The sequence below is a fragment of the Burkholderia sp. MSMB1589WGS genome (assembly GCF_001636105.1).
Taxonomy (GTDB): domain Bacteria; phylum Pseudomonadota; class Gammaproteobacteria; order Burkholderiales; family Burkholderiaceae; genus Burkholderia; species Burkholderia humptydooensis.
This window is the reverse complement of sequence record NZ_LNJT01000006.1, coordinates 690,402-716,020: the sequence shown is the minus strand read 5'-3', so window position 1 is coordinate 716,020 and position 25,619 is coordinate 690,402. Positions and strand designations below refer to the sequence as shown.

At 68.1% G+C, this 25,619-nt stretch carries 22 protein-coding genes and 1 pseudogene; 9 read left to right on the top strand and 14 right to left on the bottom strand.

Annotated elements, in window-relative coordinates; genetic code table 11:
* Nucleotides 1–196 precede the first annotated feature (196 nt).
* The 3 genes from WT16_RS05575 to glpD all read right to left on the bottom strand — a co-directional run bounded on the left by WT16_RS05575 (nt 197) and on the right by glpD (nt 4,172).
* The gene (locus tag WT16_RS05575; protein ID WP_006024617.1) at nt 197–913 is read right to left on the bottom strand and encodes an MIP/aquaporin family protein; all 717 of its coding nucleotides are present in this window, start codon (nt 911–913) and stop codon (nt 197–199) included.
* A gap of 111 nt (nt 914–1,024) precedes the next feature.
* A complete protein-coding gene (gene glpK, locus WT16_RS05570; protein WP_059931196.1) occupies nt 1,025–2,527 on the bottom strand; it encodes a glycerol kinase GlpK in 1,503 nt (500 codons plus the stop codon).
* Nucleotides 2,528–2,639: 112 nt separating this feature from the next.
* The gene (gene glpD, locus WT16_RS05565) at nt 2,640–4,172 is read right to left on the bottom strand and encodes a glycerol-3-phosphate dehydrogenase (protein ID WP_063532865.1); all 1,533 of its coding nucleotides are present in this window, start codon (nt 4,170–4,172) and stop codon (nt 2,640–2,642) included.
* A 167-nt stretch (nt 4,173–4,339) separates the two neighbouring features.
* Here glpD and WT16_RS05560 point away from each other — a divergent pair, with 167 nt between their 5' ends.
* Nucleotides 4,340–4,711: a hypothetical protein gene (locus tag WT16_RS05560; RefSeq protein ID WP_059931200.1), complete on the top strand. Its 372-nt coding sequence runs from the start codon at nt 4,340–4,342 to the stop codon at nt 4,709–4,711.
* 66 nt (nt 4,712–4,777) lie between these two features.
* On the opposite strand, the gene WT16_RS05555 is transcribed toward WT16_RS05560, so the two are convergent.
* Entirely contained in the window at nt 4,778–4,975 is a 198-nt protein-coding gene (locus WT16_RS05555) for a phage tail assembly chaperone (protein ID WP_009911297.1), read from the bottom strand.
* Between the two features lie 317 nt (nt 4,976–5,292).
* Nucleotides 5,293–6,072, bottom strand: coding sequence for a DeoR/GlpR family DNA-binding transcription regulator (locus tag WT16_RS05550; RefSeq protein WP_009911299.1), 780 nt, complete (start codon nt 6,070–6,072; stop codon nt 5,293–5,295).
* Nucleotides 6,073–6,286: 214 nt separating this feature from the next.
* Between WT16_RS05550 and WT16_RS05545 the strand changes: the two genes are divergently transcribed.
* The 3 genes from WT16_RS05545 to WT16_RS05535 all read left to right on the top strand — a co-directional run bounded on the left by WT16_RS05545 (nt 6,287) and on the right by WT16_RS05535 (nt 9,646).
* The gene (locus WT16_RS05545; RefSeq protein WP_063533066.1) at nt 6,287–7,933 is read left to right on the top strand and encodes a gamma-glutamyltransferase family protein; all 1,647 of its coding nucleotides are present in this window, start codon (nt 6,287–6,289) and stop codon (nt 7,931–7,933) included.
* 300 nt (nt 7,934–8,233) lie between these two features.
* Nucleotides 8,234–9,067, top strand: coding sequence for a ferritin-like domain-containing protein (locus WT16_RS05540; protein ID WP_063532864.1), 834 nt, complete (start codon nt 8,234–8,236; stop codon nt 9,065–9,067).
* Between the two features lie 69 nt (nt 9,068–9,136).
* Nucleotides 9,137–9,646, top strand: coding sequence for a hypothetical protein (locus WT16_RS05535; RefSeq protein ID WP_059931202.1), 510 nt, complete (start codon nt 9,137–9,139; stop codon nt 9,644–9,646).
* 28 nt (nt 9,647–9,674) lie between these two features.
* Here WT16_RS05535 and WT16_RS05530 read toward each other — a convergent pair whose 3' ends face one another.
* The 3 genes from WT16_RS05530 to WT16_RS05520 all read right to left on the bottom strand — a co-directional run bounded on the left by WT16_RS05530 (nt 9,675) and on the right by WT16_RS05520 (nt 13,330).
* Nucleotides 9,675–11,123: a DEAD/DEAH box helicase gene (locus WT16_RS05530; protein WP_063532863.1), complete on the bottom strand. Its 1,449-nt coding sequence runs from the start codon at nt 11,121–11,123 to the stop codon at nt 9,675–9,677.
* Between the two features lie 127 nt (nt 11,124–11,250).
* On the bottom strand, nt 11,251–12,549 hold the full coding sequence (locus tag WT16_RS05525) for a cytochrome c (protein ID WP_015600703.1): 1,299 nt from the start codon (nt 12,547–12,549) through the stop codon (nt 11,251–11,253).
* Between the two features lie 19 nt (nt 12,550–12,568).
* Nucleotides 12,569–13,330 (bottom strand): c-type cytochrome, encoded by a 762-nt coding sequence (locus WT16_RS05520; RefSeq protein ID WP_009911308.1) that lies wholly within the window; start codon nt 13,328–13,330, stop codon nt 12,569–12,571.
* Nucleotides 13,331–13,532: 202 nt separating this feature from the next.
* On the opposite strand from WT16_RS05520, the gene WT16_RS34315 reads away from it, so the two are divergent.
* Together WT16_RS34315 and WT16_RS05515 are read left to right on the top strand one after the other, a co-directional pair.
* Nucleotides 13,533–13,673 (top strand): hypothetical protein, encoded by a 141-nt coding sequence (locus WT16_RS34315; protein ID WP_167359303.1) that lies wholly within the window; start codon nt 13,533–13,535, stop codon nt 13,671–13,673.
* Nucleotides 13,674–13,754: 81 nt separating this feature from the next.
* Nucleotides 13,755–14,681, top strand: coding sequence for a CopD family protein (locus WT16_RS05515; protein ID WP_015600761.1), 927 nt, complete (start codon nt 13,755–13,757; stop codon nt 14,679–14,681).
* Nucleotides 14,682–14,878: 197 nt separating this feature from the next.
* Here the strand turns inward: WT16_RS05515 and dgoD are convergent, their stop codons facing one another.
* Complete coding sequence (dgoD, locus tag WT16_RS05510; RefSeq protein ID WP_009911311.1) at nt 14,879–16,027, bottom strand: galactonate dehydratase; 1,149 nt, start codon at nt 16,025–16,027, stop codon at nt 14,879–14,881.
* A gap of 293 nt (nt 16,028–16,320) precedes the next feature.
* On the opposite strand from dgoD, the gene WT16_RS05505 reads away from it, so the two are divergent.
* The gene (locus WT16_RS05505; RefSeq protein WP_015602258.1) at nt 16,321–16,668 is read left to right on the top strand and encodes a GFA family protein; all 348 of its coding nucleotides are present in this window, start codon (nt 16,321–16,323) and stop codon (nt 16,666–16,668) included.
* Between the two features lie 66 nt (nt 16,669–16,734).
* Here WT16_RS05505 and WT16_RS05500 read toward each other — a convergent pair.
* Nucleotides 16,735–17,005 (bottom strand): annotated as a pseudogene (locus WT16_RS05500) (DUF4377 domain-containing protein); the annotation flags it as partial.
* A 175-nt stretch (nt 17,006–17,180) separates the two neighbouring features.
* Between WT16_RS05500 and WT16_RS05495 the strand changes: the two are divergent.
* Nucleotides 17,181–18,863, top strand: a complete 1,683-nt coding sequence (locus tag WT16_RS05495; protein ID WP_063532862.1) for a metallophosphoesterase family protein — start codon at nt 17,181–17,183, stop codon at nt 18,861–18,863.
* On the opposite strand, the gene WT16_RS05490 is transcribed toward WT16_RS05495, so the two are convergent.
* Nucleotides 18,841–20,679 (bottom strand): histidine kinase, encoded by a 1,839-nt coding sequence (locus tag WT16_RS05490; protein ID WP_063532861.1) that lies wholly within the window; start codon nt 20,677–20,679, stop codon nt 18,841–18,843. The two genes, WT16_RS05495 and WT16_RS05490, sit on opposite strands and share 23 nt — an antisense overlap.
* Before the next feature lie 61 nt (nt 20,680–20,740).
* Complete coding sequence (locus WT16_RS05485; protein ID WP_063532860.1) at nt 20,741–22,186, bottom strand: HD domain-containing phosphohydrolase; 1,446 nt, start codon at nt 22,184–22,186, stop codon at nt 20,741–20,743.
* A gap of 461 nt (nt 22,187–22,647) precedes the next feature.
* Between WT16_RS05485 and WT16_RS05480 the strand changes: the two genes are divergently transcribed.
* Nucleotides 22,648–23,241 (top strand): DUF4142 domain-containing protein, encoded by a 594-nt coding sequence (locus WT16_RS05480; protein ID WP_009911317.1) that lies wholly within the window; start codon nt 22,648–22,650, stop codon nt 23,239–23,241.
* Nucleotides 23,242–23,406: 165 nt separating this feature from the next.
* Here WT16_RS05480 and WT16_RS05475 read toward each other — a convergent pair whose 3' ends face one another.
* Entirely contained in the window at nt 23,407–25,158 is a 1,752-nt protein-coding gene (locus WT16_RS05475) for a PAS domain-containing methyl-accepting chemotaxis protein (RefSeq protein WP_063532859.1), read from the bottom strand.
* 78 nt (nt 25,159–25,236) lie between these two features.
* A complete protein-coding gene (locus tag WT16_RS34780; protein WP_063532858.1) occupies nt 25,237–25,614 on the bottom strand; it encodes a hypothetical protein in 378 nt (125 codons plus the stop codon).
* Nucleotides 25,615–25,619 lie beyond the last annotated feature (5 nt).

The window sequence follows — 25,619 nt, the reverse complement described above, 5'->3', positions numbered from 1 at the left end:
GGCGATATAAAACCCTTTTTTATAAGAAAGTAATTGAATGTCAAATCGGGGCGAGGTCTTTGAAACGATTTCGAATCGTTTCGGCGCGGCGCGCGCCGGAAACGAAAAACCCCCTCGCGCGTCGCCGAGCGAGGGGGCCGGGGTGCCGCCGACCTGCGGCGGAAGGGTTGCGGCGCGGCGCGCGGCCGCGCGGTGTTCAGTGCGTCGTATGCAGATACAGGTACAGGTTCGCCGCGAGCACGCCGCCGAGGAGCGGCCCGAGCACCGGCACCCATGCATAGCGCCAGTCGCTGTCGCGCTTGCCGGGAATCGGCAGCAGCGCGTGCATGATGCGCGGCGACAGGTCGCGCGCGGGGCTCATCGCGTAGCCCGTCGGGCCGCCGAGCGAGATGCCGATGCCGAGCACGAGCAGGCCGACGGGCAGTGCGTCGAGCGCGCCGAGGCCGACTTGCGGCGACGCGAGATACAGCACGCCGAGGATCAGCACGAACGTGCAGATCGCCTCCGTCAGCACGTTGTGCGTGACGCTGCGGATCGCGGGCGCCGTGCAGAACACGGCGAGCTTCAGATCGGGATCGGCTTCCTTCGCGAAGTGCTGGCGATACGCGAGCCACACGAGGAACGCGCCCGCCATGCCGCCCAGCATCTGCGACGCGATATAGCCGCCCACCTTCGCCCAGGCGAACTTGCCCGCGAGCGCGAGGCTGATCGTGACGATCGGATTCAGGTGCGCGCCGGAGAACGACGCGGTCACGTAGACCGCGACGAATACCGCCATCGCCCAACCCATCACGATGACGATGAGGTCCGCGCCTTTGCCTTTGGTCTTCGCGAGCAGCACGTTCGCAACGGCGCCGTTGCCGAGCAGCACGAGGAGAGCCGTGCCGATGAACTCCGCGATATATGGTGACATGATGTGTCTCTCTACCGGTATGGCGGGCTCGCGGCTTGCGTCGCGCGGCCCGCCTGATTGTTGTGAATGTGTCGTTGAAATGTGATCGATACGGATGCCGAACGAACGGGCTTACTGCGTGTCGTCCGCCCACGCCTTCGCCGCGCGCACCGCGCGCTGCCAGCCGGCGAGGCACGAGCCCACCTGTTCGCGCTGCATCGAAGGCGCGAAGCGGCGCTCGAGCTGCCATTGGCTGTGCAGCTCGTCGACGTTCTGCCAGTAGCCGATCGCGAGGCCAGCTAGATACGCGGCGCCGAGCGCGGTCGTCTCGGTGATGCGCGGGCGCACCGCGTCGACGCCGAGCAGGTCGGCCTGGAACTGCATCAGCAGATTGTTCGCGCTCGCGCCGCCGTCGACGCGCAGCTCGCCGATGCGGATGCCCGAGTCGGCTTCCATCGCCTTCAGCACGTCGAGCGACTGGTACGCGATCGAATCGAGCGCCGCGCGCGCGAGGTGCGCGGACGTCGTGCCGCGCGTGACGCCGAAGAGCGACCCGCGCGCGCGCGCGTTCCAGTGCGGCGCGCCGAGGCCGGCGAACGCCGGCACGAGATAGACGCCGTCCGTGTGCGGCACGCTGGCCGCGAGCGCCTCGATCTCCGCCGCGCTCTTGATGATCCCGAGCCCGTCGCGCAGCCATTGCACGACCGCGCCCGCGATGAAGATGCTGCCTTCGAGCGCGTAGTTGACCTTGCCGTCGACCTGCCATGCGATCGTCGTGACGAGGTTGTTCTGCGATTCGATCGGCGTCTCGCCGGTGTTCATCATCAGGAAGCAGCCGGTGCCGTAGGTGTTCTTCACCATGCCGGAGCTCGTGCACATCTGGCCGAAGAGCGCGGCCTGCTGGTCGCCCGCGATGCCGGCGAGCGGGATCTTCGATGCGAACACGGTCGTCTTCGTCGGCCCGTAGATCTCCGACGACGCGCGCACTTCCGGCAGCATGCTGCGCGGAATCTCGAGCGCGTCGAGGAGCTCGTCGTCCCAGTCGAGCGTGTGGATGTTGAAGAGCATCGTGCGCGACGCGTTCGTCACGTCGGTTACGTGCAGCTCGTGCTTCGTGAAGTTCCAGACGAGCCAGCTATCGACCGTGCCGAACGCGAGCTTGCCCTGGCGCGCCTTCTCGCGCGCGCCTTCGACGTTGTCGAGAATCCAGCGGATCTTGGTGGCCGAGAAATACGAATCGATCGGCAGGCCCGTCTTCGCGCGCACCTTCTCGCTCAGCCCCTGCGCCTTCAACTGGTCGCAGAAATCGGCGGTGCGGCGGTCCTGCCAGACGATCGCGTTGTAGATCGGATGACCCGTCTCGCGATCCCAGACGATCGTCGTCTCGCGCTGGTTCGTGATGCCGATCGCGGCGATCGCCGTGCCGTTCAGGCCGACGCGCGTGACGGCCTCGGCCGCGACGCCCGCCTGCGTCGACCAGATCTCCTGGGGATCGTGCTCGACCCAGCCTGGCTGCGGATAAATTTGCTCGAACTCCTTCTGCGCGATCGACACGATGTTGCCTTGTCGGTCGAACAACATGGCGCGGGAACTGGTCGTGCCCTGGTCGAGCGCGAGGATGTACTGATCCTGCATGTGTCTCATCTCCATCCGTACGTAGTTGTGATTGGCGCCGCGGGCGCGGCGCATTCCTGATGCTTCCCTGCCGTCGTGCGTCGCGCGTCGTTGCCGACGTCGTGCGCGCCGGTCAGTGCGCGGCGCTCGCCGCTTCGCGCGCGGCGCCGAACCAGGCGTCGAGCGCGGCCGTCACGTGCTCGAGCGTGCCCGGCGCGACATGCAGGCCGAGCTTCGAACGCCGCCACAGCACGTCGTCCGCGCAGCTCGCCCATTCGGCGTCGCGCAGATAACGCAATTCCGCTTCGTAGAGACCGGGCGCGAGCTCGGCGCCGAGCCCGGCGAGCGACTTTGCCTGGCCGATCACGCGCTCGGCGCGCGTGCCGTACGCGCGCGCGTAGCGGCGCGCGAGCGCGGCGGGCAGCCACGGGTGACGTTTCGCGAACGCTTCGGCAAACGGCGCGAAGCGCGCGTTCGCGATGTCGCCGCCCGGCAGCGGCACGCCCGCCGTCCATGCGCCGCGCGACGCGCCGAGCGCGCCGCCCAGCATGTCGGTCGCCTCTTCGGCGAGCTTGCGGAACGTCGTGATCTTGCCGCCGAACACCGACAGGAGCGGCGCGCCATCGCCGCCGTCTAGCTCGAGGCGGTAGTCGCGCGTGACGGCGGACGGGTTGTCCGCGTTCTCGTCCTCGAGGAGCGGGCGCACGCCCGAATAGGTCCAGCACACGTCGGCGGGCGAGATCTTACGCTTGAAATAGCGATTGATCGACTCGCACAGGTAGCGCGTTTCGTCGCGGTCGATCGCGACGCGCGACGGATCGTCGCGGTACTCGACGTCGGTCGTGCCGATCAGCGTGAAGTCGTGCTCGTACGGAATCGCGAAGATGATCCGCTTGTCCGGATTCTGGAAGATGTACGCGTGGTCGTGATCGAACAGGCGCCGCGTGACGATGTGGCTGCCCTTCACGAGCCGCACGCTGTGCTGTGCGCCGCGGCCGAGCGCGCCGTGCAGCACTTCGCCGACCCACGGGCCCGCCGCGTTCGCGACCGCGCGGGCGCGCACGTCGAGCGTCGAGCCGTCGGCGCGCTGCAGCCTCGCATGCCATTGCCCGTCGCGGCGCTCGGCCGATACGAGCTTCGTGCGCGTGAGGATGCGCGCGCCGCGCTCCTGCGCGTCTAGCGCGTTCAGCACAACGAGCCGCGCGTCGTCGACCCAGCCGTCCGAGTAGACGAAGCCGCGCTTGATCGAATCGACGAGCGGCGCGCCCGCCGGATGACGGCGCATGTCGATGCCGCGCGAGCCGGGCAGCAGCTCGCGTTTCGCGAGATGGTCGTACAGGAAGAGGCCGATCCGGATGAGCCACGCGGGGCGCAGGTTCGGCATGTGCGGCATCACGAAGCGCAGCGGCCAGATGATGTGCGGCGCGGCGCGCAGCAGCGTCTCGCGCTCTTGCAGCGCCTTGCGCACGAGCCCGAATTCCTTGTACTCGAGGTAGCGCAGACCGCCGTGGATCAGCTTCGTGCTCGAAGACGACGTGTGCGACGCAAGGTCGTCCTGTTCGCAAAGGAGTACCGACAGGCCGCGGCCGGCCGCGTCGCGCGCGATGCCCGCGCCGTTGATTCCGCCGCCGACGACGAGCAGATCGTAACGATTCTGTTGAGTCACCCGCTGATCCTAACGTTCGTATGACAGAAAATGAGCGAACCAGAAATGTTCGTATTCGAAATTTAACGAACATAATCGAAAAAGTAAAGTTCGCTTTTGAGGGTCGGGTGGCGCCGCGCACGTTCCCGGACGATACTGGCGGCTGACCAACGAGCGAGGGGATACTGATGCGTACGATGATCGCGGCCGGCGCGCTCGCGCTGCTGGCCGGATGTGCGGGCGTACCGGCCGGATTCGGTAGCTGGGGCGGACCGTCGTTCGCGGAGCTGCAGCGCGGTTGCGGCGACGTGCGCGATTACGGGGACGACGCGCGGTCCGTCTATTCGGCGGTGTTCGATGCGTGGGTCGCGAAGCGCCACGGCAAGCTGACCGATGCGCGTTTCTGCGCGTTCGAAAACGAACTCGCGCAACGTCACGCGGTGCTCGGGACGAGCACCGACCCGGCCAAGCGCGGCCGCTGGGTGAGCTATCTCAACGACGCGCGCGCACAGGCGCTCAGTTGGCGCGCGGCGGTGGACCCGTCGCTGCGCGGCGGTTGAAAGGCGGGAGAGGAGTGGGCCGCAAGGGCGCTGCCTGGCACGGGCTGCGCCCTTGCGCCCGGAACATCACGAATAGCGGAGCTTGATCGATCGCAGGGCCGCGTCGCCGATTTCGGTGACGCAGTATTTCCTGCCGGAGCCGAGCGCTTCCAGCTTCACGAGTTGCTGCTCGAGCAACGCGTCGAGTTCGTCGCGGTCCATGTCGGCTTGGTCGGGCGCATCCTTCACAAGCAACAGCGTGGCGAATTCATGCGGACTTAGCATCGTTCTCTCCATGACAACCGTACTGTCCCGGGCGCAAATGTCCGGTCGAGTGACCCAGCAAGGGAAGGCGTGGGGGGAAAAGCCGCTGTCCCGGCCTTGGCGTTATTGACGTCGCCCCGGTTGCGCGCGCGCGCAACCGCGCCGGGGATTTGGAGTGTAGTCAAGCGCGCCGGCATCTACAAATCGCACCCCGATAATTTTCTGATTGACATCAAGGAAATCCTCAGGCGGTTGCACCGATGCGGCAATTTCTTGATTTCACTTGAAGTTTTGGGTGCGACGCAGCATCGCGCGGCGCCGTTCGCGCGGGTGGCCGCTCAGTCGGCGACGTAGACCTGCGTGCCCGCCTGCGCGATCGTCTCGGCCATCACGTCGGGCAGCGGCTTGTCGGTGAAGAGCGCGTGGACCTGACTCAGATGCCCCTGCCGCACGAGCGCCGGGCGGCCGAACTTCGAATGGTCGGTGACGAGATAGACGGTGCGCGCATGCTGGATGATCGCCTCGGCGACGCGCACCTCGCGCGTGTCGAAATCGCGCAGCGTGCCGTCGCTTTCGATCGACGACGTGCCGATGATCGCGTAGTCGACCTTGAACTGGCGAATGAAGTCGATCGCGAGCTCGCCGACGATGCCCTTGTCCCACGGCCGCACGATGCCGCCCGTGATCAGCACCTCGCATTCCGGATAGCCGCTCATCATGCTCGCGACGTTCAGGTTGTTCGTGATCACGCGCAGGCCGCGATGCCGGTTCAGCGCGCGCGCGACTTCCTCGGTCGTCGTGCCGAGGTTGATGAAGAGGGACGCCTGATCGGGGATGTGCGACGCGGCGAGCGCCGCGATCCGGCGCTTCTCGTCGTGGAACATCCGCTGGCGCGCGGTGTACGACACGTTCTCCGAGCTCGTCGGCAGGCTCGCGCCGCCGTGGTAGCGGCGCAGCAGGTTCAGGTCGGCGAGCCAGTTGACGTCGCGGCGAATCGTCTGCGGCGTCACGTTGAAATGGGCGGCGAGATCGTCGACAGTGACGAAGCCGTCGCGCTGCACCCATTCGAGCAATTCCTGTTGACGCGCATTCAGGGTGAGGCGGGGGTCTCGTGTCATGTTCGCGGATTTCGATTCGACTCGGTGGGACGGGAAACGGGGACGGCCAATCCGCATTGTAAGGGCTGTTCGCGCCGGTCTCGGTCTAGACTCGATTCATGCTGTCCATGCATCGATTCATGTGATAAATGAATTTGTCGGGACCGCGCAATCGCGCTGGAATGTCCGTTTCGGTCCTGTTTACAGTGTGCGTGCGATGAATCTTCATTCGAACATGTCCGGCGCGCCGTTCTCGTGGCGCAATCCGTATCCGACCACGCGCGTGCCGGTGTTCGCGCGCAACGTCGTGTCGACATCGCATCCGCTCGCCGCGCAGGCGGGGCTCAGGATGCTGTGGAAGGGCGGCAATGCGGTCGATGCGACGATCGCCGCGGCGGCCGCGATCACCGTCGTCGAGCCGGTGTCGTGCGGCCTCGGCGGCGACGCGTTCGCGCTCGTCTGGGACGGCGCGAAGCTGCACGGCCTGAACGCGTCGGGCGTCGCGCCCGCCGCATGGAGCGTCGACTACTTTCGCCGGCGGCACGGCGAGGCGGGCAACGGCCTCGCGCGGCAGCCGATGCGCGGCTGGGACACGGTGACGGTGCCCGGCGTGATCGCCGGCTGGGAAGCGCTGCACGCGAAGTTCGGCTCGCTGCCGTTCGCCGATCTGCTCGAGCCGGCGATCGAGCTCGCGGAGCGCGGGCATGCGGTCGCGGCCATCGTCGCGCACAAGTGGGCGGCCGCCGTGCCCGATCTGAACGGCCAGCCGGGCTTCGCGGAAACCTTCATGCCGCGCGGCCGCGCGCCCGGGGTGAGCGAACTGGTTAGACTGCCGGGCCACGCGAAGACGCTGCGCACGATCGCCGGCGAAGGCGCGCGCGCGTTCTACGAAGGCGGCATCGCCGAGTCGATCGCCGCGTTCTTTCGCGACGGCGGCGGCGCGCTGACGGCCGACGACCTGCGCGCGTACCGGCCCGAGTGGGTCGAGCCGATCGGCAAGGACTTTCGCGGCTACACGGTGCACGAGATCCCGCCGAACGGGCAGGGGATCGCCGCGCTGATCGCGCTCGGCATCGTCGAGCGCTTCGGTCTCGACGACCTGCCGCTCGATTCGGCGGATGCGCAGCACGTGCAGATCGAGGCGATGAAGCTTGCGTTCGCCGACATCCATCGCCATGTCGCCGATCCGCGCGCGATGGCGGTCACGCCCGCGCAGATGCTCGACGACGCGTATCTCGACGCGCGCGCGAAGCTGATCGACGTCAATCGCGCGACGCATTTCTCGTTCGGCCTGCCGCGCGCGGGGGGCACGATCTATCTGTCGGCGGCCGACGAGCGCGGGATGATGGTGAGCTTCATCCAGTCGAACTACATGGGCTTCGGCTCGGGCCTCGTCGTGCCGGGTACGGGGATTGCGCTGCAGAACCGCGGCTGCGGGTTCTCGATGGACCCGACGTCGCCGAACGTCGTCGAAGGCGGCAAGCGGCCGTTCCACACGATCATTCCGGCGTTCGTCACGCAGCAGGCGGACGGCGTGCGGCACGCGGTGATGAGCTTCGGCGTGATGGGCGGCGACATGCAGCCGCAGGGCCATCTGCAGACGATCGTGCGGATGCTCGGCTACGGCCAGCAGCCGCAGGCCGCGTGCGACGCGCCGCGCTGGAAGGTGAGCCGGTCGTTTTCGCTCGACGTCGAGGCGACGCTCGATGCGTCCGTCGTCGCTGCGCTCGCCGCGCGCGGCCATGCGATCCAGGCGATCGACGATCCCTACATGGACTTCGGCGCCGGCCAGTTCATCCGGCGGCTCGATCGCGACGAGCCCGACCGCGGCTATGTCGCGGCGAGCGACAGCCGGCGCGACGGCCTCGCGGCGGGCTTTTGACGCGTACCGGCGCGCACGGCGCGCGCGGTTCGTTGCAGGCGAAACGATATCGAAAGGCATTTCAAAGGAGGCTTTCGATTTCGTTCGCCTTTTCGAATTACGGGTCTAATATTGCGTGATGATTGCTGTGGAACTGCGATTGCCGGTTAAGGTCAGTGCTTTGAAGCACGATCAAAAAAGTCCGGCTAAGATGGCCGGACGTGTCGAATAACCGATTTCAACGCGCCGCATGCGGCGGGATCGCGAGCCGAGCGCCGCGCGATCCGTCCGGATGCGAAGCAGCGTTTGGGAGCGCGAAACATGCTGGCTGATTCCGATACCACGCGAGAGATGCCCTGGCGCATCGAAGACATCGACCTGACGCGCATCGACCGTCAGCGCGCCGCGGCGAACGAGGATCTGCTGCTGCTGCTGTGCGCAGCGTCGTTCATCGAAAGCGGCTCCGATCTTTACACGAGCAATCTGAGCCAATTCTTCGACGACGATCCCGAAGTGTCGGCGTGGCTCAACGCCGAATGGGAACACGAGGAATTGCAGCACGGCCGCGCGCTGAAGGCGTATATCGCGCACGTGTGGCCCGAATTCGACTGGGATCTCGCATTCGCGAATTTCTTCGAAGAGTATTCGAAAACCTGTTCGGTCGAGGCGTTCGAGAAGACGCGCGCGCTCGAGATGGTCGCGCGCTGCGTCGTCGAGACGGGCACGGCGACGCTCTATCGCGCGATCAACGAGTGCTCGGACGAGCCCGTGCTCAAGGAGATCACCGATAACATCCGCACCGACGAAGTCCGTCATTACAAGCATTTCTTCCGCTACTTCAAGAAGTACAACAAGATCGAGGGCAATGGCCGGCTCGCGGTGCTGGGCGCGCTGACGCGGCGCGTGCTCGAGATCAAGAGCGAGGATTCGGAGATCGCGCTGCGGCACGTGTTCGCGATCCGCTATCCGGACCGCGTGGGCGATTCCGCGTATTGCCGCGAGCGCACCGCGCGCGTGAACGCGCTCGTGCGGCGCTATCTTTCCGCCGACATGTGCGTGAAGATGCTGCTCAAGCCGCTCGACTTACCCGCGAAGATCCAGCCGGGCGTTCACTATCCGCTGACGAAGCTCACGCAGCACGTGTTCTTTCGCTGAATGCCGGCGGCGCGTCGCGCGGTATGCTGCGGGTTTCACTCGACGCGACGCGCAGCAGGAGAGAACCCCGTGACCGATCCGGACCGACGCACCCTCGAACGGACGACGTATGACGCGTGGCCGCGCGCCGCGCTGGCGCTGTTCGACGGCGACGATCTCGCCGGCAAGGCGGGCTTCACCGCGTCGCTCGTCGTCGTCGATCGCAGCAACGATCCGCCGCAACCGCGCACGACGCTGCTGAGCGCGGGCGAGCTGTATGCGCCCGATGCGCGGTCGCTGCGCTTCTCGCTATGGCCGCAGTCGCGTGCCGCGCGCGCGCTCGCCGTGCATCCCGACGCGACGCTCGCGTTCGTCGCGGACGACGCATTTCATCAGGCGCGCCTGCACATTGATTCGTTTGATTCGTCCGATTCGTCCGACGACAGGCTTGCGCGCTTCACGGCCACGCTCGTCGGCGGCGAAGCGCAGCGGGTCGGCTATGCGCGCCTGACGTCCGGCATCGCGTTCGAGCTCGCCGGAGCCGACGCGCCGGCCGTGCTCGCGCGCTGGGCGCGCCAGATCGCGCAGCTCAGGCGCTGAACGACGCGCGGCCCGCCCGGCACGATGCTCAGTGGCCGCGCTGGCCGCTGCGCGATGGACGGTTGCGGTTCGCATGCGCGCCGCCGCCGTTCGAATTGCCGGAATTGCCGTTGCCCGCCGGGCGGCCGCTGCCGCCGCGCGCCTGTTGCGGCTTGGCGGGCTTCGCCTGCGCGCCGCCGTCGCGTCGCGCGGCGGGCTGACCCTGCTGCGCCTGCGGCTGGCCCGCCGCGCGCGGCGGGCGATTGCCGCGACCGCCGCTGCCCGCGCCGCCGCTGCTGCCGCCGCCGTTTCCGCCGCGCTGCCCGCGCCGCTGGATCGGCTCCGGCTTCGCGTTCGGATCCGGCTCGAAGCCCGGAATCACTTCCTGCGGAATCTCGCGCTTGATCAGCCGTTCGATGTCGCGCAGCAACTGCTTCTCGTCGACGCACACGAGCGACACGGCTTCGCCGTTCGCGCCCGCGCGGCCGGTGCGGCCGATCCGGTGCACGTAGTCCTCGGGGACGTTCGGCAGATCGAAGTTGACGACATGCGGCAATTGATCGATGTCGATCCCGCGCGCGGCGATGTCGGTCGCGACGAGCACCTGCAGCGTGCTGTTCTTGAACTCGGACAGCGCGCGCGTGCGCGCCGACTGGCTCTTGTTGCCGTGGATCGCCATCGCGCTGATGCCGTCCTTCGCCAGTTGCTCGGCGAGCCGGTTCGCGCCGTGCTTCGTGCGCGTGAACACGAGCACCTGGAACCAGTTGTGCTCGCGGATCAGATGCGTGAGCAGCTCGCGCTTGCGGTCGCGATCGACCGGGTGGATCTTCTGCGCGATCGTCTCGGCCGTCGTGTTGCGGCGCGCGACTTCGATCAACGCGGGCGAATCGAGCAGGCTGTCCGCGAGAGACTTGATCTCGTCGGAGAAGGTCGCCGAGAACAGCAGGTTCTGGCGCTTCGCCGGCAGCTTCGCGAGCACGCGCTTGATGTCGTGAATGAAGCCCATGTCGAGCATCCGGTCGGCTTCGTCGAGCACGAGGATGTCGAGGCTCGACACGTCGATCGTCTTCTGCTGCATGTGATCGAGCAGGCGCCCTGGTGTCGCGACGACGATGTCGACGCCGCGCTTCAACGCATCGATCTGCGGATTGATGCTGACGCCGCCGAACATCACGGCCGAGCGCAGCTTCACGTACTTGCTGTACGCGCGCACGCTTTCCTCGACCTGCGCGGCGAGCTCGCGCGTCGGCGTGAGGATGAGCGCGCGCACCGCGCGGCGCGCGCTGCGGTTTTCGGCGTAGAACGTGTGCAGGCGTTGCAGGATCGGCAGCGTGAAGCCGGCCGTCTTGCCGGTGCCCGTCTGCGCGCCGGCGAGGAGATCGCCGCCGCCCAGCACGGCGGGAATGGCCTGAGCCTGGATCGGCGTGGGCTGCGTGTAGCCCAGCTCGTTGACGGCCCGCACGAGCGGTTCGGCGAGTCCGAGAGAAGCGAAAGACATAGAAACTCTTGATTATTGGTAAGGCGGCGTCCTCGCGCGGCCCGCGCGGAAAGCGGACGTCGCCGGAAAAACAAAAGGGCGCGGCCGCGGTTTCCCGCAGCCGCGCCCCGTTAGCGTCACCCGATACTCAGTCGAGCGGCGCGGAACGCAGGTCGCTCACCTGTTGCGGTGAAACCGGCGAACCGTTGTTGCCCCACGACATCCGGATGTACGTGACGACCGCCGCGACTTCCTGGTTCGACAGCGACTGTGCGAACGGCGGCATCCCGTACGGGCGCGGATTCTTGAGCGTGCTCGGCGGATAGCCGCCGTTCAGCACCATGCGGATCGGGTTCACGGCCGATTCCATCATGATCGAACGATTCTGCGCGAGCGGCGGGTAGGCGGTCGGCTTGCCTTCGCCCTGCGCGCCGTGGCAAGTCGCGCAGTTGTCCGCGTAGATCTTCTTGCCGTGCTCGAGGAGCGTCGTGCCGTACTGCTGCGACGGCTCGTACTGCATGTTCTTCGGCGCTTCGGCCTTCTGCGGGATCGACTTCAGGTAAGTCGACATCGCACGCGTGTCCTCGTCCGTCATGTACTGCAGGCTGTTGTGGACGACGTCCGCCATCGGGCCGAACACCGCGCCCTTGTGCGACACGCCCGCCTGCAGCAGGTCGGACAGCTCCTGGACGTGCCAGTCGCCGAGGCCGAGCTCCTTGTCGTTCGTGAGCGACGGCGCGTACCAGTTCTGCAGCGGGATCAGGCCGCCCGCGAACGCAGCCGAGCTCACCGGGCCGCCCATCATGTTGATCGACGTGTGGCACATCGAGCAGTGGCCGAGGCCTTCGACGAGATACGCGCCGCGGTTCCATTCGACCGATTTCGTCGGGTCCGGCTTGTACTCGCCTTCCTTGAAGAACAGCGTGCGCCAGCCGATCAGCAGGTTGCGGTTGTTGAACGGGAAGCGCAGCTCGTGCGGACGGCTCGGCGCGTTGACGGGCGCGACCGAGCGCAGGTACGCGTAGATCGCGTCCGAATCCGCGCGCGTGACCTTCGTGTAGCTCGCGAACGGGAAGCCCGGATAGAGCAGGCTGCCGTCCTTCGAGCGGCCCGTGTGCATCGCGCGGTAGAAGTCGTCCGACGTCCACTTGCCGATCCCGTATTGATCGTCCGGCGTGATGTTCGGGGTGTACATCGTGCCGAACGGCGTCGCCATCGGCAGGCCGCCCGCGAACGACTTGCCGCCGCGCACGGTGTGGCACGCGATACAGTCGCCGACCCGCGCGAGGTATTCGCCCTTCTTGATGAGCGCGGCCTGGTCGGCGGGCGTCGCGGCGACGGCGGCATTGCCGTGCAGCGTGTCGTTGCCCGGCCACAGGACGGGCACGAGGGCCGCTGCCGCGACGATCGCGACAGCCGAGAGTGCAAACAGGGACTTGCGTTTCATTGTGTCTGTCTCCCTTGCCTTATTGCGGTTCGCTGCCGCAGGCGAGCGGAGTCTTCATCGAGCGGGCCGGGGCCGGCACGGGGTTGGCGGGCGCCGGCTGCGCGGCGAGCCACGCGGTCACGGCGGTCACGTCCTCGTCGGACAGCTTGCTCGCGACGTCGTGCATGCAGTCGGGCGCCTTTGCATGACGCGTACCCGAGCGCCACGCGCCGATCTGCGCGCTCAGGTAGTCGCTGTGCAGGCCGACGAGACCTGGAATCGCGGGCTGCATGCCGGTCAGCGCGGTGCCGTGGCACGCGACGCACGCGGGCAGCTTGCGCGCCGGATCGCCGTGCAGCGCGAGCTGCTTGCCGCGCTCGACGACGGCGGCGGGCGCCGTCGGCTTCGTCGGCGCCGGGTACGGCGGACGCTGTTCCGAGAAGTGCTCGGCGATCTCGCGCAGGTAATCGTCGCTCAGGTACGTGAGCAGATAGTTCATCGGCGGGTACTTGCGGCGACCGTCGCGGAAGTTCACGAGCTGGTTGTACAGGTACTCGGCCGGCTTGCCTGCCAGACGCGGGAAGTAATCGTTGTCGGTGCCCTGCCCGTGCGTGCCGTGACAGGCCGTACAGCCGCGCACGCGCTCCGCCATCGAGTCGGGCGCCTTCAGGGGCGCCTTCGCGGCGGCCGGCTCGGTGGGCTTGGTCTGCGCGTGCGCAGTGCTCAGAAGGCCCGCTGCGCCCATCAACACAACGGCGAGCAGCGGACGGAAAAGGCGTCTAGAAGACACACGGGACTCCATTGTTATTCGTCGGGGACCTGACCGGGCTCCGATCGGCTCGGCATGACGGCAAGAACTAACGAGGGGCAGGCAGCCGGGCTGCTGCGACGCGGAATTCTATCATCGATGGGTAATGGCGGCTATTTGACGCGGAGGGCACGGTTCCAAGCCGTGGTCGGGTTGCGACAATATGACGCGCGAATGGCGCTCGGGACCCGGCCGAATGCCGGACAAGCTGCGCAGCGGGCGGCGAAGCCCGTACACTTCCGGGGGGCGCGGCATCGGGGCGGATGGCCGATGCGCCGCCGCCGATTTCTTTCCTTTCATGCGAGTCGATGAAGTCTTCTTTTTCCTGTTTGCCTGAAAACAACGGCCGATCCTTTCATGCCTTGCGCGCGCGGCGCGTCGGGGCCGTATCCGGTGCGCGCGGCGCGGGCGGTGCGCGATGAAGCTCGACAGCCTCTGGTTCGGCCAGGCGGCGCTCGCCGCGCTCGGCGACGTCGCGTTCGCGGTCGCGGTGGGCTCCGCGCTCCTTGGCGCGTGGCTCGCGAACGACGGCGCGAAGAGCGTGATCGCGCCGTCGCATCCCGCGTGGCGCCAGTCGCTGCGCTCGCTCGCCGTCGCGGCGGCCGTGCTCGTTCTCGCCGACGTCGGCTGGCTCGTCTACCAGGCCGCGTCGATGAGCGGCGCGGGCCTGCGCGGCGCGTTCGGCGCGATTCCGGTCGTGCTCGCGCAAACGCACGTCGGGCATGCGTGGGCCGTCTTGTGCGGCGGCGCGCTGCTGCTGTTCGTCGTCGCGCTCGCGCGGCCGGGCGGCCCGCTCGCGGGCGCGCTCCTCGCGCTCGCGACGCTCGTCGTCGCGGCGGGCAAGGCGTCGCTCGGGCACGCGGCCGATTCGGGCGCGTTCTCGGCCGCGGTCGGCGTGCAGACGGTGCACGTCGCCGCGACGGCCACCTGGGGCGGGCTCGTGATCGCGGGCGGGATGGCCGTGCTGCCGGCGCTCGGCTCGTCGATCGCGCGCGGCGCGATGATCCGCATCGCGCAGCGGCTGTCGGGCGCGTCGATCGCGGCGCTCGCGTTCGTGGTCGTCACGGGCGCGCTCAACACGATCCGCGGCACGGGCGGCGATTTCGCCGCGCTCGACGGCAGCACGTGGGGCCGAGTGTTGCTGCTCAAACTCGCGCTCGTCGCGCTCGCGCTCGTGCTCGCGGCGCTCAATCGCTTCTCGGCGCTGCCGCGGCTGCGCCGCACCGCATCGACCGAGGACGCGCACACGTTCCGCAACGTGCTGCATCTCGAGGCGCTCGCGATGATCGGCGTGTTCGTCGCGGCGGCGGTGCTGTCGTTCACCGCGCCGATCGCGGCGGGCTGACGCGGAGCGCTCGCCTGGAGCGAGGGCGGGGCGGCGGGCCGGGTGGGCATCGGCCATCGGCAGCGAGGCGTGTCGCCCGCCGCCGAAATGCGATCCGCTGATTTGCCGATCAGTCGATCAACCGATCAACCGATCAACCGATCAACCGATCAACCGATCAACCGATCAACCGATCAACCGATCAACCGCTCGCATCGTCACCACTCGGCGACGCTGCCGTCCGCGTGCCGCCACACCGGATTGCGCCACCGGTGCCCGGTCTTCGCCATCTCGCGCACCTTCTCCTCGTCGACGTCGATGCCGAGCCCCGGCCCCTGCGGAATCGCGACGAAGCCGTCCGCGTAGCGGAACACCTCGGGGTTGCGAAGATAGTCGAGCAGATCGCTGCCCTGGTTGTAGTGGATGCCGAGGCTCTGCTCCTGAATGAACGCGTTGTAGCTGACCGCGTCGAGCTGCAGGCACGCGGCGAGCGCGATCGGCCCGAGCGGGCAGTGCAGCGCGAGCGCGACGTCGTAGCTTTCCGCGAGCGCCGCGATTTTCCGGCACTCGGTGATCCCGCCCGCGTGCGACGCGTCGGGCTGCACGATGTCGACGTAGCCGCCTTCGAGGATGCGCTTGAAATCCCAGCGCGAGTAGAGCCGCTCGCCGAGCGCGATCGGCGTGCTCGTGTGGTTCGCGATGTCGCGCAGCGCCTCGGCGTTCTCCGACAGCACGGGCTCCTCGATGAACATCAGCTTGTACGGATCGAGCTCCTTCGCGAGCACTTTCGCCATCGGCTTGTGCACGCGGCCGTGGAAATCGACGCCGATGCCGACGTAGGGGCCCACCGCGTCGCGCACCGCCGCGACGTTCGCGATCACCTTGTCGACCCGGTCGAACGTATCGATGATCTGCAGCTCTTCCGAGCCGTTCATCTTCACCGCCTGGAAGCCGCGCTCGACGACCGCGCGCGCGTTGTTCGCGACGTCGCTCGGCCGGTCGCCGCCGATCCACGAGTACACCTTGATCCGGTCGCGCACCGGGCCGCCGAGCAGCGCATGCACCGGCGCATCGTGGTGCTTTCCCTTGATGTCCCACAGCGCCTGGTCGATGCCCGCGATCGCGCTCATCGTGATCGGGCCGCCGCGGTAGAAGCCCGCGCGGTACATCACCTGCCAGTGGTCCTCGATGCGAAGCGGGTCCTGGCCGACGAGGTAGTCGGCGAGTTCGTGCACGGCCGCCTCGACCGTGTGCGCGCGGCCTTCGACGATCGGCTCGCCCCAGCCGACGATGCCCGCGTCGGTCTCGATCTTCAGGAACAGCCACCGAGGCGGCACGACGAAGGTTTCGAGGCGGGTGATTTTCATGGCGGGTGTCTCCTGTCTGTCAGCTTGAATCATGCGTGAATCGTACAGCGGCGTCGCGCGAAAGTAGTATCGATCGCGCCGTTGTGCACATAGTGAGCGCGGCGGCGCGGCGCTTCGCGGGTTTGCGCGGGATCGCGCGACTCGGGTCGGGTGCGAATTGTCGCTTTCGCGCACGTCGCACGTCGTTCAGCGGTTGCGATTCGCCCGGCCGGGCGTTACCGTACGCCACCGGCCGGTCGTCCGGACGCGGCGCCGCCGCGCCGCCGCGTCGGAACCGATCCAGGGAGGCGATCATGCTTTACACCGGCAGTTGCCATTGCGGCAAGGTCAGGTTCGAGGTGGAAGGGGAGATCGACGGCGCGTGTGCGTGCAACTGCTCGATGTGCATGCGCAAGGGCTCGCTGCTGTGGTTCGTGCCGCGCGACGCGTTTCGCCTGAAGACGCCTGATGAAGACGCCGCGACCTATCTGTTCAACAAGCACGTGATCCGCCATCGGTTCTGCCCGACCTGCGGGATTCATCCGTTTGCGGAAGGCACGGACCCGAAGGGCAACGCGATGGCGGCCGTCAACCTTCGCTGCGTCGACGGCATCGATCTCGACGCGGTGAGCGTCCGGCATTTCGACGGACGCGCGCTCTGAGCGCATCGGGCGGCGTGCGCGGCATGCTTCGACGCGCGCCGCGCCCGCGGTCTCGCATCGTCCGGCTCAACGCGGCTGCTGCCGGACGATGCGCTTGGGCACCCAGCGAATCGACGAGCCGTCGGCGGCCGGATTCGGCGCCCTGCATTCGGCGATTTCGAGCCGGTATTCGTAGCCGGGGCGGTAATCGTTGCCTTCGATGCCGCTGTACCAAAGCCGCCACGGCTCGTTCGGGTCCGTGCGCACCTGCAGGCAATCCATCGGCGCGACGTAGACGGTCTTCGTAGACGGTCTTCGGCGCGGCTTGCGGCGCGGCCGTCTGCGCGGCGGGCGCGTTCGTCACGTTCGTCACATTCGTCACATTCGCCGCGCGCGGACGCGCTCCGCGCTCGCGCGATGCGCTGACATCGTCGCGTCACGCATCCCGTCATAAGGTGTCGGCGCTGACGCGCGCGGCAACCGCCGTTCGCTGTCGTTCCTTTCCCGCAGACCCCCGACAATCGGACGAAACCATGCCGAACAAGCCAGCCCCCGATGCACCGCCGACCGACCATACTTGCGCCGTCTCGCGCCGCGGCTTTCTCAAGTTCGCGGGCGTATCCGGGCTCGCGACCGCCGCGAGCGGACTCGCGGCCACGCGCGCGGCGGCCGCCGCGCCCGACGGCACCCCCGAGCAGATTCATCTGACCTGGGGCGACGCCGACGCGCACGAGATCGTCGTGTCGTGGGCGTCGCTCGCGGCCGCGACGAACCCGCGCGTGCGCTTCGCGGGTCCGAACGAGGCGTGGCGAACCGTCCACGGCGTGCAGCGCACGTACACGGATGGCCTGAACGGCGAAGTCGTGTTCACGTATCACGCGCGGCTGCGCGGCCTGAGGCCGGGCGCCGTCTATCGCTACGAGGTCACGGCCGACAACGACAGCAACGCGGCGCAGCCGTTCGCCGCGCGCTTCGAGGCCGCGCCGCACGGCCGCGCGCCGTTTCGCTGGACGAGCTACGGCGACCTGGCCACGCCGAACACGGGCTGGGTGCTGTCGTCGCCGCAGAGCCGCTTCGCGGTGCAGGCGGTCGAGCGCTTCCAGCCGCTCTTTCATCTGCTGAACGGCGATCTCTGCTATGCGAACCTGAACCCCGCGCATCAGCCGGCCGTGTGGCGCGACTTCGGCAACAACAACCAGGCGTCCGCCGCGAACCGCCCGTGGATGCCGTGCCCCGGCAATCACGAGATCGAGTTCCACAACGGCGCGCAGGGCCTCGATTCGTATCTCGCGCGCTACACGCTGCCGGAGAACGGCACGCGCTTTTCGGGCCGCTGGTACAGCTTCCGCGTCGGCGCGGTGCTGTTCGTGTCGCTCGACGCGGACGACGTCGTCTATCAGGACGCGGCCGCGTTCGTCGCGGGCCCGAACCCGCTCGTGCCGGCGGCGAGCACCGGCAACGAGGCGATCGCCCCCGGCACGTCGCTCTACGTGCGCGGCTACAGCCGCGGCGAGCAGACGCGCTGGCTCGAGGAAACGCTGCGCCGCGCGTCGCACGATCGCGACGTCGACTGGATCGTCGTGCAGATGCATCAGGACGCGCTCAGCTCGTCGAAGACGGGCAACGGCTCGGACAAGGGCATTCGCGAAGCGTGGCTGCCGCTGTTCGACCGCTACGGCGTCGACCTCGTGCTGTGCGGCCACGATCACGACTACGAGCGCAGCTTCCCGGTGCGCGGGTGCAATCATCGCGCGGGCGTCGACGCGGCGACGGGCGAGGTCGTCGACACGCTGCAGCCGCGCCCCATCGTCACGACGGACCCGGCCGACGGCAAGTTCGACACGTCGCACGGCACGATCCACATGATCCTCGGCGGCGGCGGCACGAGCGCGCCGCTCGACGTGTACGGCGAGAATCCGGCGACCGGCCTGCCGCAGGCGCGCGTGTTCACGAAGCCGAACCGGCCGGTGCCGGGCACGGCGCCGAACACGTTCGTGCGGCACGGCGCGGACGCCGTGGAGGACGCGATCTGGTCCGCGCGGCGCGACACGGGCACGGGCTACGGGATCGCGGTGTTCGATTACGAGCCGGGCGAGCACGGCGGTCACTCGACGATCACCGTGAACTACTATCACGCGCCGGGCGCAGACCAGAAGCCGACGGCCGAATACGAGCTGTTCGAGACGATCGTGCTCAGCAAGCCGCACCGCGCGTAAGCGGCGCCGCCGGCGCGGCGGCGTGCTCGGCCGCGCGCGCCGCGCCGCACGCCCCGTCGCGCGCGGCTGCCTGCGCGGCCGGGCCGGGCTTGCGCCGGATCGGCAGCGTGACCGTCAACGTCGAGCCGCGGTCGACGCGGCTCTCGACGTCGATGCGCCCGCCGTGATGCTCGACGATGCCGTGCGAGATCGACAGCCCGAGCCCCGTGCCCTGGCCGACCGGCTTCGTCGTGAAGAACGGATCGAAGATCCTGCCGATCACGTCGTCCGGAATGCCCGCGCCCGTGTCGGCGATCGAGATCGACACGGTGTGGTCGTCGTGCGTCGTGCGAATCGTGATCGTGCCGTGCGTGCCGATCGACTGCGCGGCGTTGACGAGCAGGTTCATGAACACCTGGCTCAACTGCGCGGCGTTGCATTCGACAAGCGGCAGGCTGCCGTATTCGCGCACGATGTCCGCCTTGTACTTGAGTTCGTTGTGGACGACGTTCAGCGTGCTTTCGAGGCTCGCATGCAGATCGGCGAATGCCCACGCGTCGCCGCTCGGCCGCGAGAAGTCGCGCAGGTCGCAGACGATGCGCCGCACGCGCATCGCGCCGTCGATCGATTCGTCGATGAGCGCGATGATGTCGCCGCGCACGTAGTCGAGATCGACGTCGCGCGCCACCGCGGCGAGCGGCGCGCGCGCGTCGGCCGCGAGCGTGCCCGTCAGCGCTTCCTGCGCGGCGATCACGTCGAGGAGGCCCCGGACCCAGCTCTTCAGCGTGTTCAGATTCGCGTTGACGAAGCCGATCGGGTTGTTGATCTCGTGCGCGACGCCCGCCGCGAGCTGCCCGATCGACGCGAGCTTTTCCGATTGCAGCAACTGCACGTGCGTTTCCTCGAGCCGCCGAATCAGGCGGCGCTGCTCGTCCTTCTCGTGCTCGAGACGCGCCTGCGCGGCCTTGCGCTCGTCGATCTCCTGCTCCATCTTCCTGCGCGTTCGCTGCAGCACGTGCGTCGTGCGCTCGTACTGCCGCAGCGCGCCTTCGAGCTCGCTCGTGCGCTTCGTGACGAGTTCCTCGAGCGCGTCGGTCATCCCGCGCAGGAACGCGGTGCGCGCGTCGAAGCGCGATACGACGAGCGTCGCGCTCAGGATCGTCGCGGTGAAGAGCGCAATCGTCGCGCCGAGCCAGGCGCCGCTGATCTCGCCCGCCGCGCCGCACACCGCGTTCGCCGGAAAATGCGCGGCCGCCATCCCCGTGTAATGCATGCCGGTGATCGCGATGCCCATCACGCCCGCCGCGGCGATCCGCTTCGCGAACACGCGCGGTTCGTTCTCGCTGCTCAGGCGGTGCGCGATCCATAGCGCAGTCGTCGACGCGCCGATCGCGATCGCGATCGACGCGACGAAAAGCGTGAAGTCGTAGGCGATCGCGGGCTGCATCCGCAACGCGCTCATGCCGGTGTAGTGCATGCCAGCGATGCCGATCCCCATCAGCACGCCGCCCATCGCGAGCCGCTCGCGCGTGAGCGCGGCGCGCGTGACGGCGCTGAGCGCGAAGTACGACACGACCACCGCGATCGCGAGCGACGCGAACGTGTGGCCGAAGTCGTAGCCGAGCGGGATCGGCAGCGAGAACGCGAGCATCCCGACGAAGTGCATCGCCCAGATGCCCGTGCCCATCGCGGCCGCGCCGCCCGCGAGCCATGCGCGCCGCATCCGGGACTGATCGAGGAGCGTGATGAGCGCGCTCAGGTCGAGCGCCGTGTACGACGCGAGCGTCGCGATCGCGAGCGACAGCGCGACGAGCGGGAGGTCGAAGGTTCCGTGCATGGGCGTTGGTCTTTCCTGGTGCGTGCGTGCGTGCGGGCGGGCGGCGGGCGCGGCGCGCGCGTCAGCGTTCGCGCCCGGCGGCGGCCGCGGCTTCGGCGAGCGGCGTCGTCTGGATCAGGATCGTGAACGGCGTGCTCTCCTGCGCCTCGTAGCGCCGCACGAGCGCGACCTGGTGCGCGGACACGACGCTGCCCTTCGTCATCAGCAGCACGCCGCGGCTCGTGCGCAGATCGTCGGCGAGCCGCATGCCTTCGAGCAACTGGCCGCCCGTGATCCGCGCATACGGCGTGTTGCAGCCGAGCGTCGCCAGATCCTTCACGAGCGCGGCGAAGCGATCGACGATCTGCGGGTCATAGCGCAGGCCGGCCTGCGACTTGATGAGCGCGACCGCCTGCTCGGGCTGCAGGCGCTGATTGACCACGCCGCCGCGCTGCAATCCCTCGTAGTCGCGCGCGATCGCGAGGATGCGCGAGCCGAGCGGAATGTCGTCGCCCGCGAGGCCGTCCGGCGTGCCGCGTCCGTTGAAGCGCTCGTACTGATGGCGAATGATGTGCGCGACGTGATTGAGTTGCGCGACGGGCGTGAGCACCATCTGCGCGCGCAACGGATGCTGATGGAACAGCCGGCTCTCTTCCGCGCTCATCCGGTCGATCGATCTGCGCAGCAGCTCGTCCGGCAGCGACAGCTTGCCGATGCCGTGCAGGAGGCCGGCGAAATGCAGATCCTGCGCCTGCAGCTCGCTCATGTCGAACGCGAGCGCGAGCCGCTTCGCGAGTTCGCCGATGCGCCGCGATTCGCCGCCCATCACGCCGCAGCGCAGCTCGATCATGTTCGCGCCGACCTGGATCATCGTCATGAAATTGCGTTTCAGGTCGCGCTGCGCATCTTCGAGGAACATCACGGTCTGCCGGATCTCCTCGGTGCGCGCGCGCACCTGCGCTTCGAGTTCCGTGCTGAATGCGATGAGCTCCCCGTTCTGCTTCTGCGTGAGCGCGAAGAGGCGCGCGGCCTCCTGGCGCAGCCGTCTTTGCTCGAGCGCCTGCTTGACCGTCAGCAGCAGGTCGTGATCGTCCCACGGCTTGTTCAGGTAGCGATACACGCCGCCTTCGTTGATCGCGCTCACGACCGCGTCGATCTCGGAATAGCCCGTCAGCAGGATGCGCATCGTGTCCGGATGGAGCGTCTGCGCGCGCGCGAGGAATTCGGCGCCCGTCATGCCGGGCATCCGCATGTCGGAGACGATGAGGTCGACCTCGCCGGCGGCGAGCACGTCGAGCGCCGCGGCGCCGCTCCCGGCCGTCACGACCTGGTAGCGCGCGGTGCGCAGCAGGCGCTTGAGCGCGGACAGGATGCTCGGCTCGTCGTCGACGATCAGGATCACGGGCGCGGCGGGCGCGCCGCCGTCCACGCCCGCGGGCGCGGAACCGGCGCTGCGCGCATGATCGGCCCCGCGCGGGTGCGGCGTGTCCGGCGCGATCGGCGTTGTCGATTCCTCGGGTCCGTTCACGAAGCCTCCGCTTCAATTTTTGTCATCGGCTAGCTGCGATATCGGCGTGCGCGCGTGCGCGCTTGAGCTAAAAAAACGGGGCGTTAGCGTATCTACCTAGAGCGTGTGCCCGCGGCGCCCCGCGATGCGCGCGAACGGAGCGTGCGAGCCGAAAGAATCGGGTCGACTGTTTCGGACGCGCGCATCGGCTCCGCGCGTGTCGATTTCAGGACAATTTCGACCGAGATGGTGCGCGCATGCTCGCGCAGCCTTTCGTCTTACCTCCCGTTACACAATCGACACCATCGTTGCACCTCGGTCGCGACGCACCTCCTAGAATGCACTCGACGGGTTGCGCCGCATCCGAGTCCGCAGCCGGTGCGCGCGGCGAAGGCGCCGCATGTCTCGCCGCGCCGTGCCCGGCCGCAGCATCGCAGCCCCGATCGTCGATCCGTTGATGAATTTCACCCTAAGGAGAACGTATGACTCGCCGTTCCGCTTTTTCTCTCGCCGGCGTGTGTGCCGCCGCGCTGTTCGTCTTCGCGACCGCCGCATCCGCACAAAACGCACCGTCGCCCGCGCCGACGCAGCCGCGTCCCGAGGCGGCCGCCGATGCCGGCACGCGACTGCACGAAGCCGATCAGGCGTTCGTCGCCGATGCGACGAAGGCCGTGTCGACGCAGCGCGACGCCGCGCGCATCGCGGATTCGCGCTCGAGCGATCGCGCCGTGAAGGCATTCGCCGAACGCGTCGCGAGCGACAACGAGAAGCTGTCGCAGGCGTTGCGCGCCGCGAGCCCGCGCGGCGTCGACGTGCCGCACAACGATCCGGACCCGGCCGTGCTCGACAGCATCAAGAACCTGCGCGGCGACGCGTTCGACAAGGTGTACATCGAGCAGGTCGCGCTCGAAGGCAACCGGAAGGCGCTGTCGGTGTTCCAGGCCGAGATCGCGTCGGGCCGCAACGAGCAGTTGAAGAACGCCGCGCGCAAGGGCTTGCCGGTGATCCAGGCGCATTACCAGCAGGCTCAGGAACTCGCGAGCCGCAAGCACCTGGCGAGCGACGCGTCGAAGTGACGGCGATCGATCGCCGCGTGCCGCCGCGCTCGCGGCGGCACGCGCTGCGGCGACGAGCCTGCTCGCCGCGCGCCGTGCATCCGGCGCGCGGGACCGCAAACGAACAGGCGGCGCGTGAGCGCCGCCTGTTTTCGTATCGACGCCGCAATGCACGGCGCACGCCGGTCAGAACGTCTGCCAATCCGTCTCCGCGTTCGTCGTCGCTCGTGCGGGGGCGTCCGCCGGCGACGCGCTCGCCGGCGTGAGCGACGGGGCAGGCGTCGCGCGCATCGCGGGCCGGGTCCGCGCGACGCTCGCGCGGTGGCGCATCGCGTGCTCGGCGCCGGCTTGCGGCGCACGCGCATCATCTCTGCGCGAATGCGCGCGCCCGTTCATGCGAAACACGGCCACCGCATCGACGAGCCGCTGCGTGCGACGCTTCAGCTCATCTGCGGTCGCCGCCGATTCCTGCACGAGCGCGGCGTTCTGCTGCGTCATCTTGTCCAACTGCGTGACGGCGACGTTGACCTGGGCGATCCCGTCGGACTGCTCGCGCGTCGCCGAGCTGATCTCGCCGATCAGGCCCGCGCCCCGCGCGACCTGCGAACGGATATCGTTCATTGCTTCGCCCGCCTGATCGACGAGTGCGCTGCCCGCCGCGGTTTTCTGCACGCTGTCGTGAATCAGCGCCGCGATTTCCTTCGCCGCGTTCGCGCTGCGCTGCGCGAGCGTGCGCACTTCGGCCGCGACGACCGCGAAGCCGCGCCCTTGCTCGCCCGCCCGGGCCGCCTCGACGGCCGCGTTCAGCGCAAGGATGTTCGTCTGGAACGCGATGCTGTCGATCACGCCGATGATCTCGCTGATCTTGCGGCTCGACGCACTGATCTCGCCCATCGTCGTCACCACCCTGCCGACCACCGCATCGCCTTTTTCGGCTGCGTCGCTCGTCGAGCCGGCGAGCTGACTCGCCCGCGTCGCGGTATCCGCGTTGTTGCGCACCGTCGCGGTCATCTGTTCCATCGACGCGGCGGTTTCCTCGAGACTCGCGGCCGCCTGCTCGCTGCGGCTGCTCAGATCATCGTTGCCCGCGGTGATCTTGCCGCTCGCGCTCTGCAGGCCGGACAACTGATCGCTTACGTCGTCGACGAGCGAGCGCAGATTGAGCCCGGCCTGATTGACCGCGCGCATGATCATGCCGATCTCGTCGACGCGGTTCAAATGGACGTTGTCGCCCGCCTGGCCTGCGGCGACCGCGAGCGATTGCTTCAGAACGCGTTGCAGCGGCGCCGTGATCTGCGCGGCGAGCCAGAACTCCGCGAGCAGCAACAGCGCCGTTTCGGCGGCGGCGAAGCCGTCGAGCATCGCGCCGTGCAACCCGAAGAGGAACGCCGTCGATACGGAGCCGGCGAGGAGCGCGAGCAGCGCGGCGCGAACGCGCCAGCGCGCGCTGAGTGTCTGCGGCAGCGACATCCATCCGAGGAGCCCGGTGCGCACGACGAGGCCCTGATGAAACTTCCGGCCGCGCGTGCGATGCTCGCGAAAGTCGCGATAGAGCGCTTCCGCGCGCTCGATTTCGTCGCGCGACGGTTTCGTGCGCACCGACATGTAGCCGACGAGCTGCGCGTTGCGGATCACGGGCGTCGCGTTCGCGCGCACCCAGTAGTGGTCGCCGTTCTTGCGGCGGTTCTTGATGATCGCGGTCCACGAGCGGCCGGCCTTCAGCGTCGTCCACATGTCGGCGAACGCTTCGGCCGGCATGTCAGGATGCCGAACGATGTTGTGCGGCTCGCCGAGGATGTCGTCGCGCTCGAAACCGCTCACCTGGACGAACGCGGCGTTCGCGTATGTGACGTAGCTCTGGGGGTCGGTCGTCGACATCAGCGTCGCATCGTCGGGAAAATCGTATTCCCGCTGGGTCACTGGAAGATTGGCGCGCATGGAAGGCTTTCTCCAAAAGATCCGGAACGTCGTGTGTCGCGAATGCGGCGAATGCGCAGTCCGGCGACATGATCGGGTTTACGGACGATTTCGCGAGAGCTGAGTGGGTGGAATCCATGATGCTTGCTTGATGTGGGTCAACGCGTGCGCAATCGTTTGCGGTTCGACGCGGAGGCGAAAGAAAATGATCGGATTCCATATTGTCTGCGCTAAGCGAAGCGGCCGGACGCGCGGCGGCCTGCGGTCAGCCGCGCGACGATGGTCTTTGCCGAGCAGCTTCGCCATGATGTAGGCGGACGGCGTGCACGGCAGCGAGTTGAACAGCACGATGATCGTGAGCGCGGGGCCCTTGATGCCGAGGCTCACGCCGATCCAGAGCGTCAGCAGCGGCACGAGCAGCAGCTTGATGAACGACGATTGCAGCACGGGGCCGCTCGCCGCTTTCGCGGCCTTCATGTCGA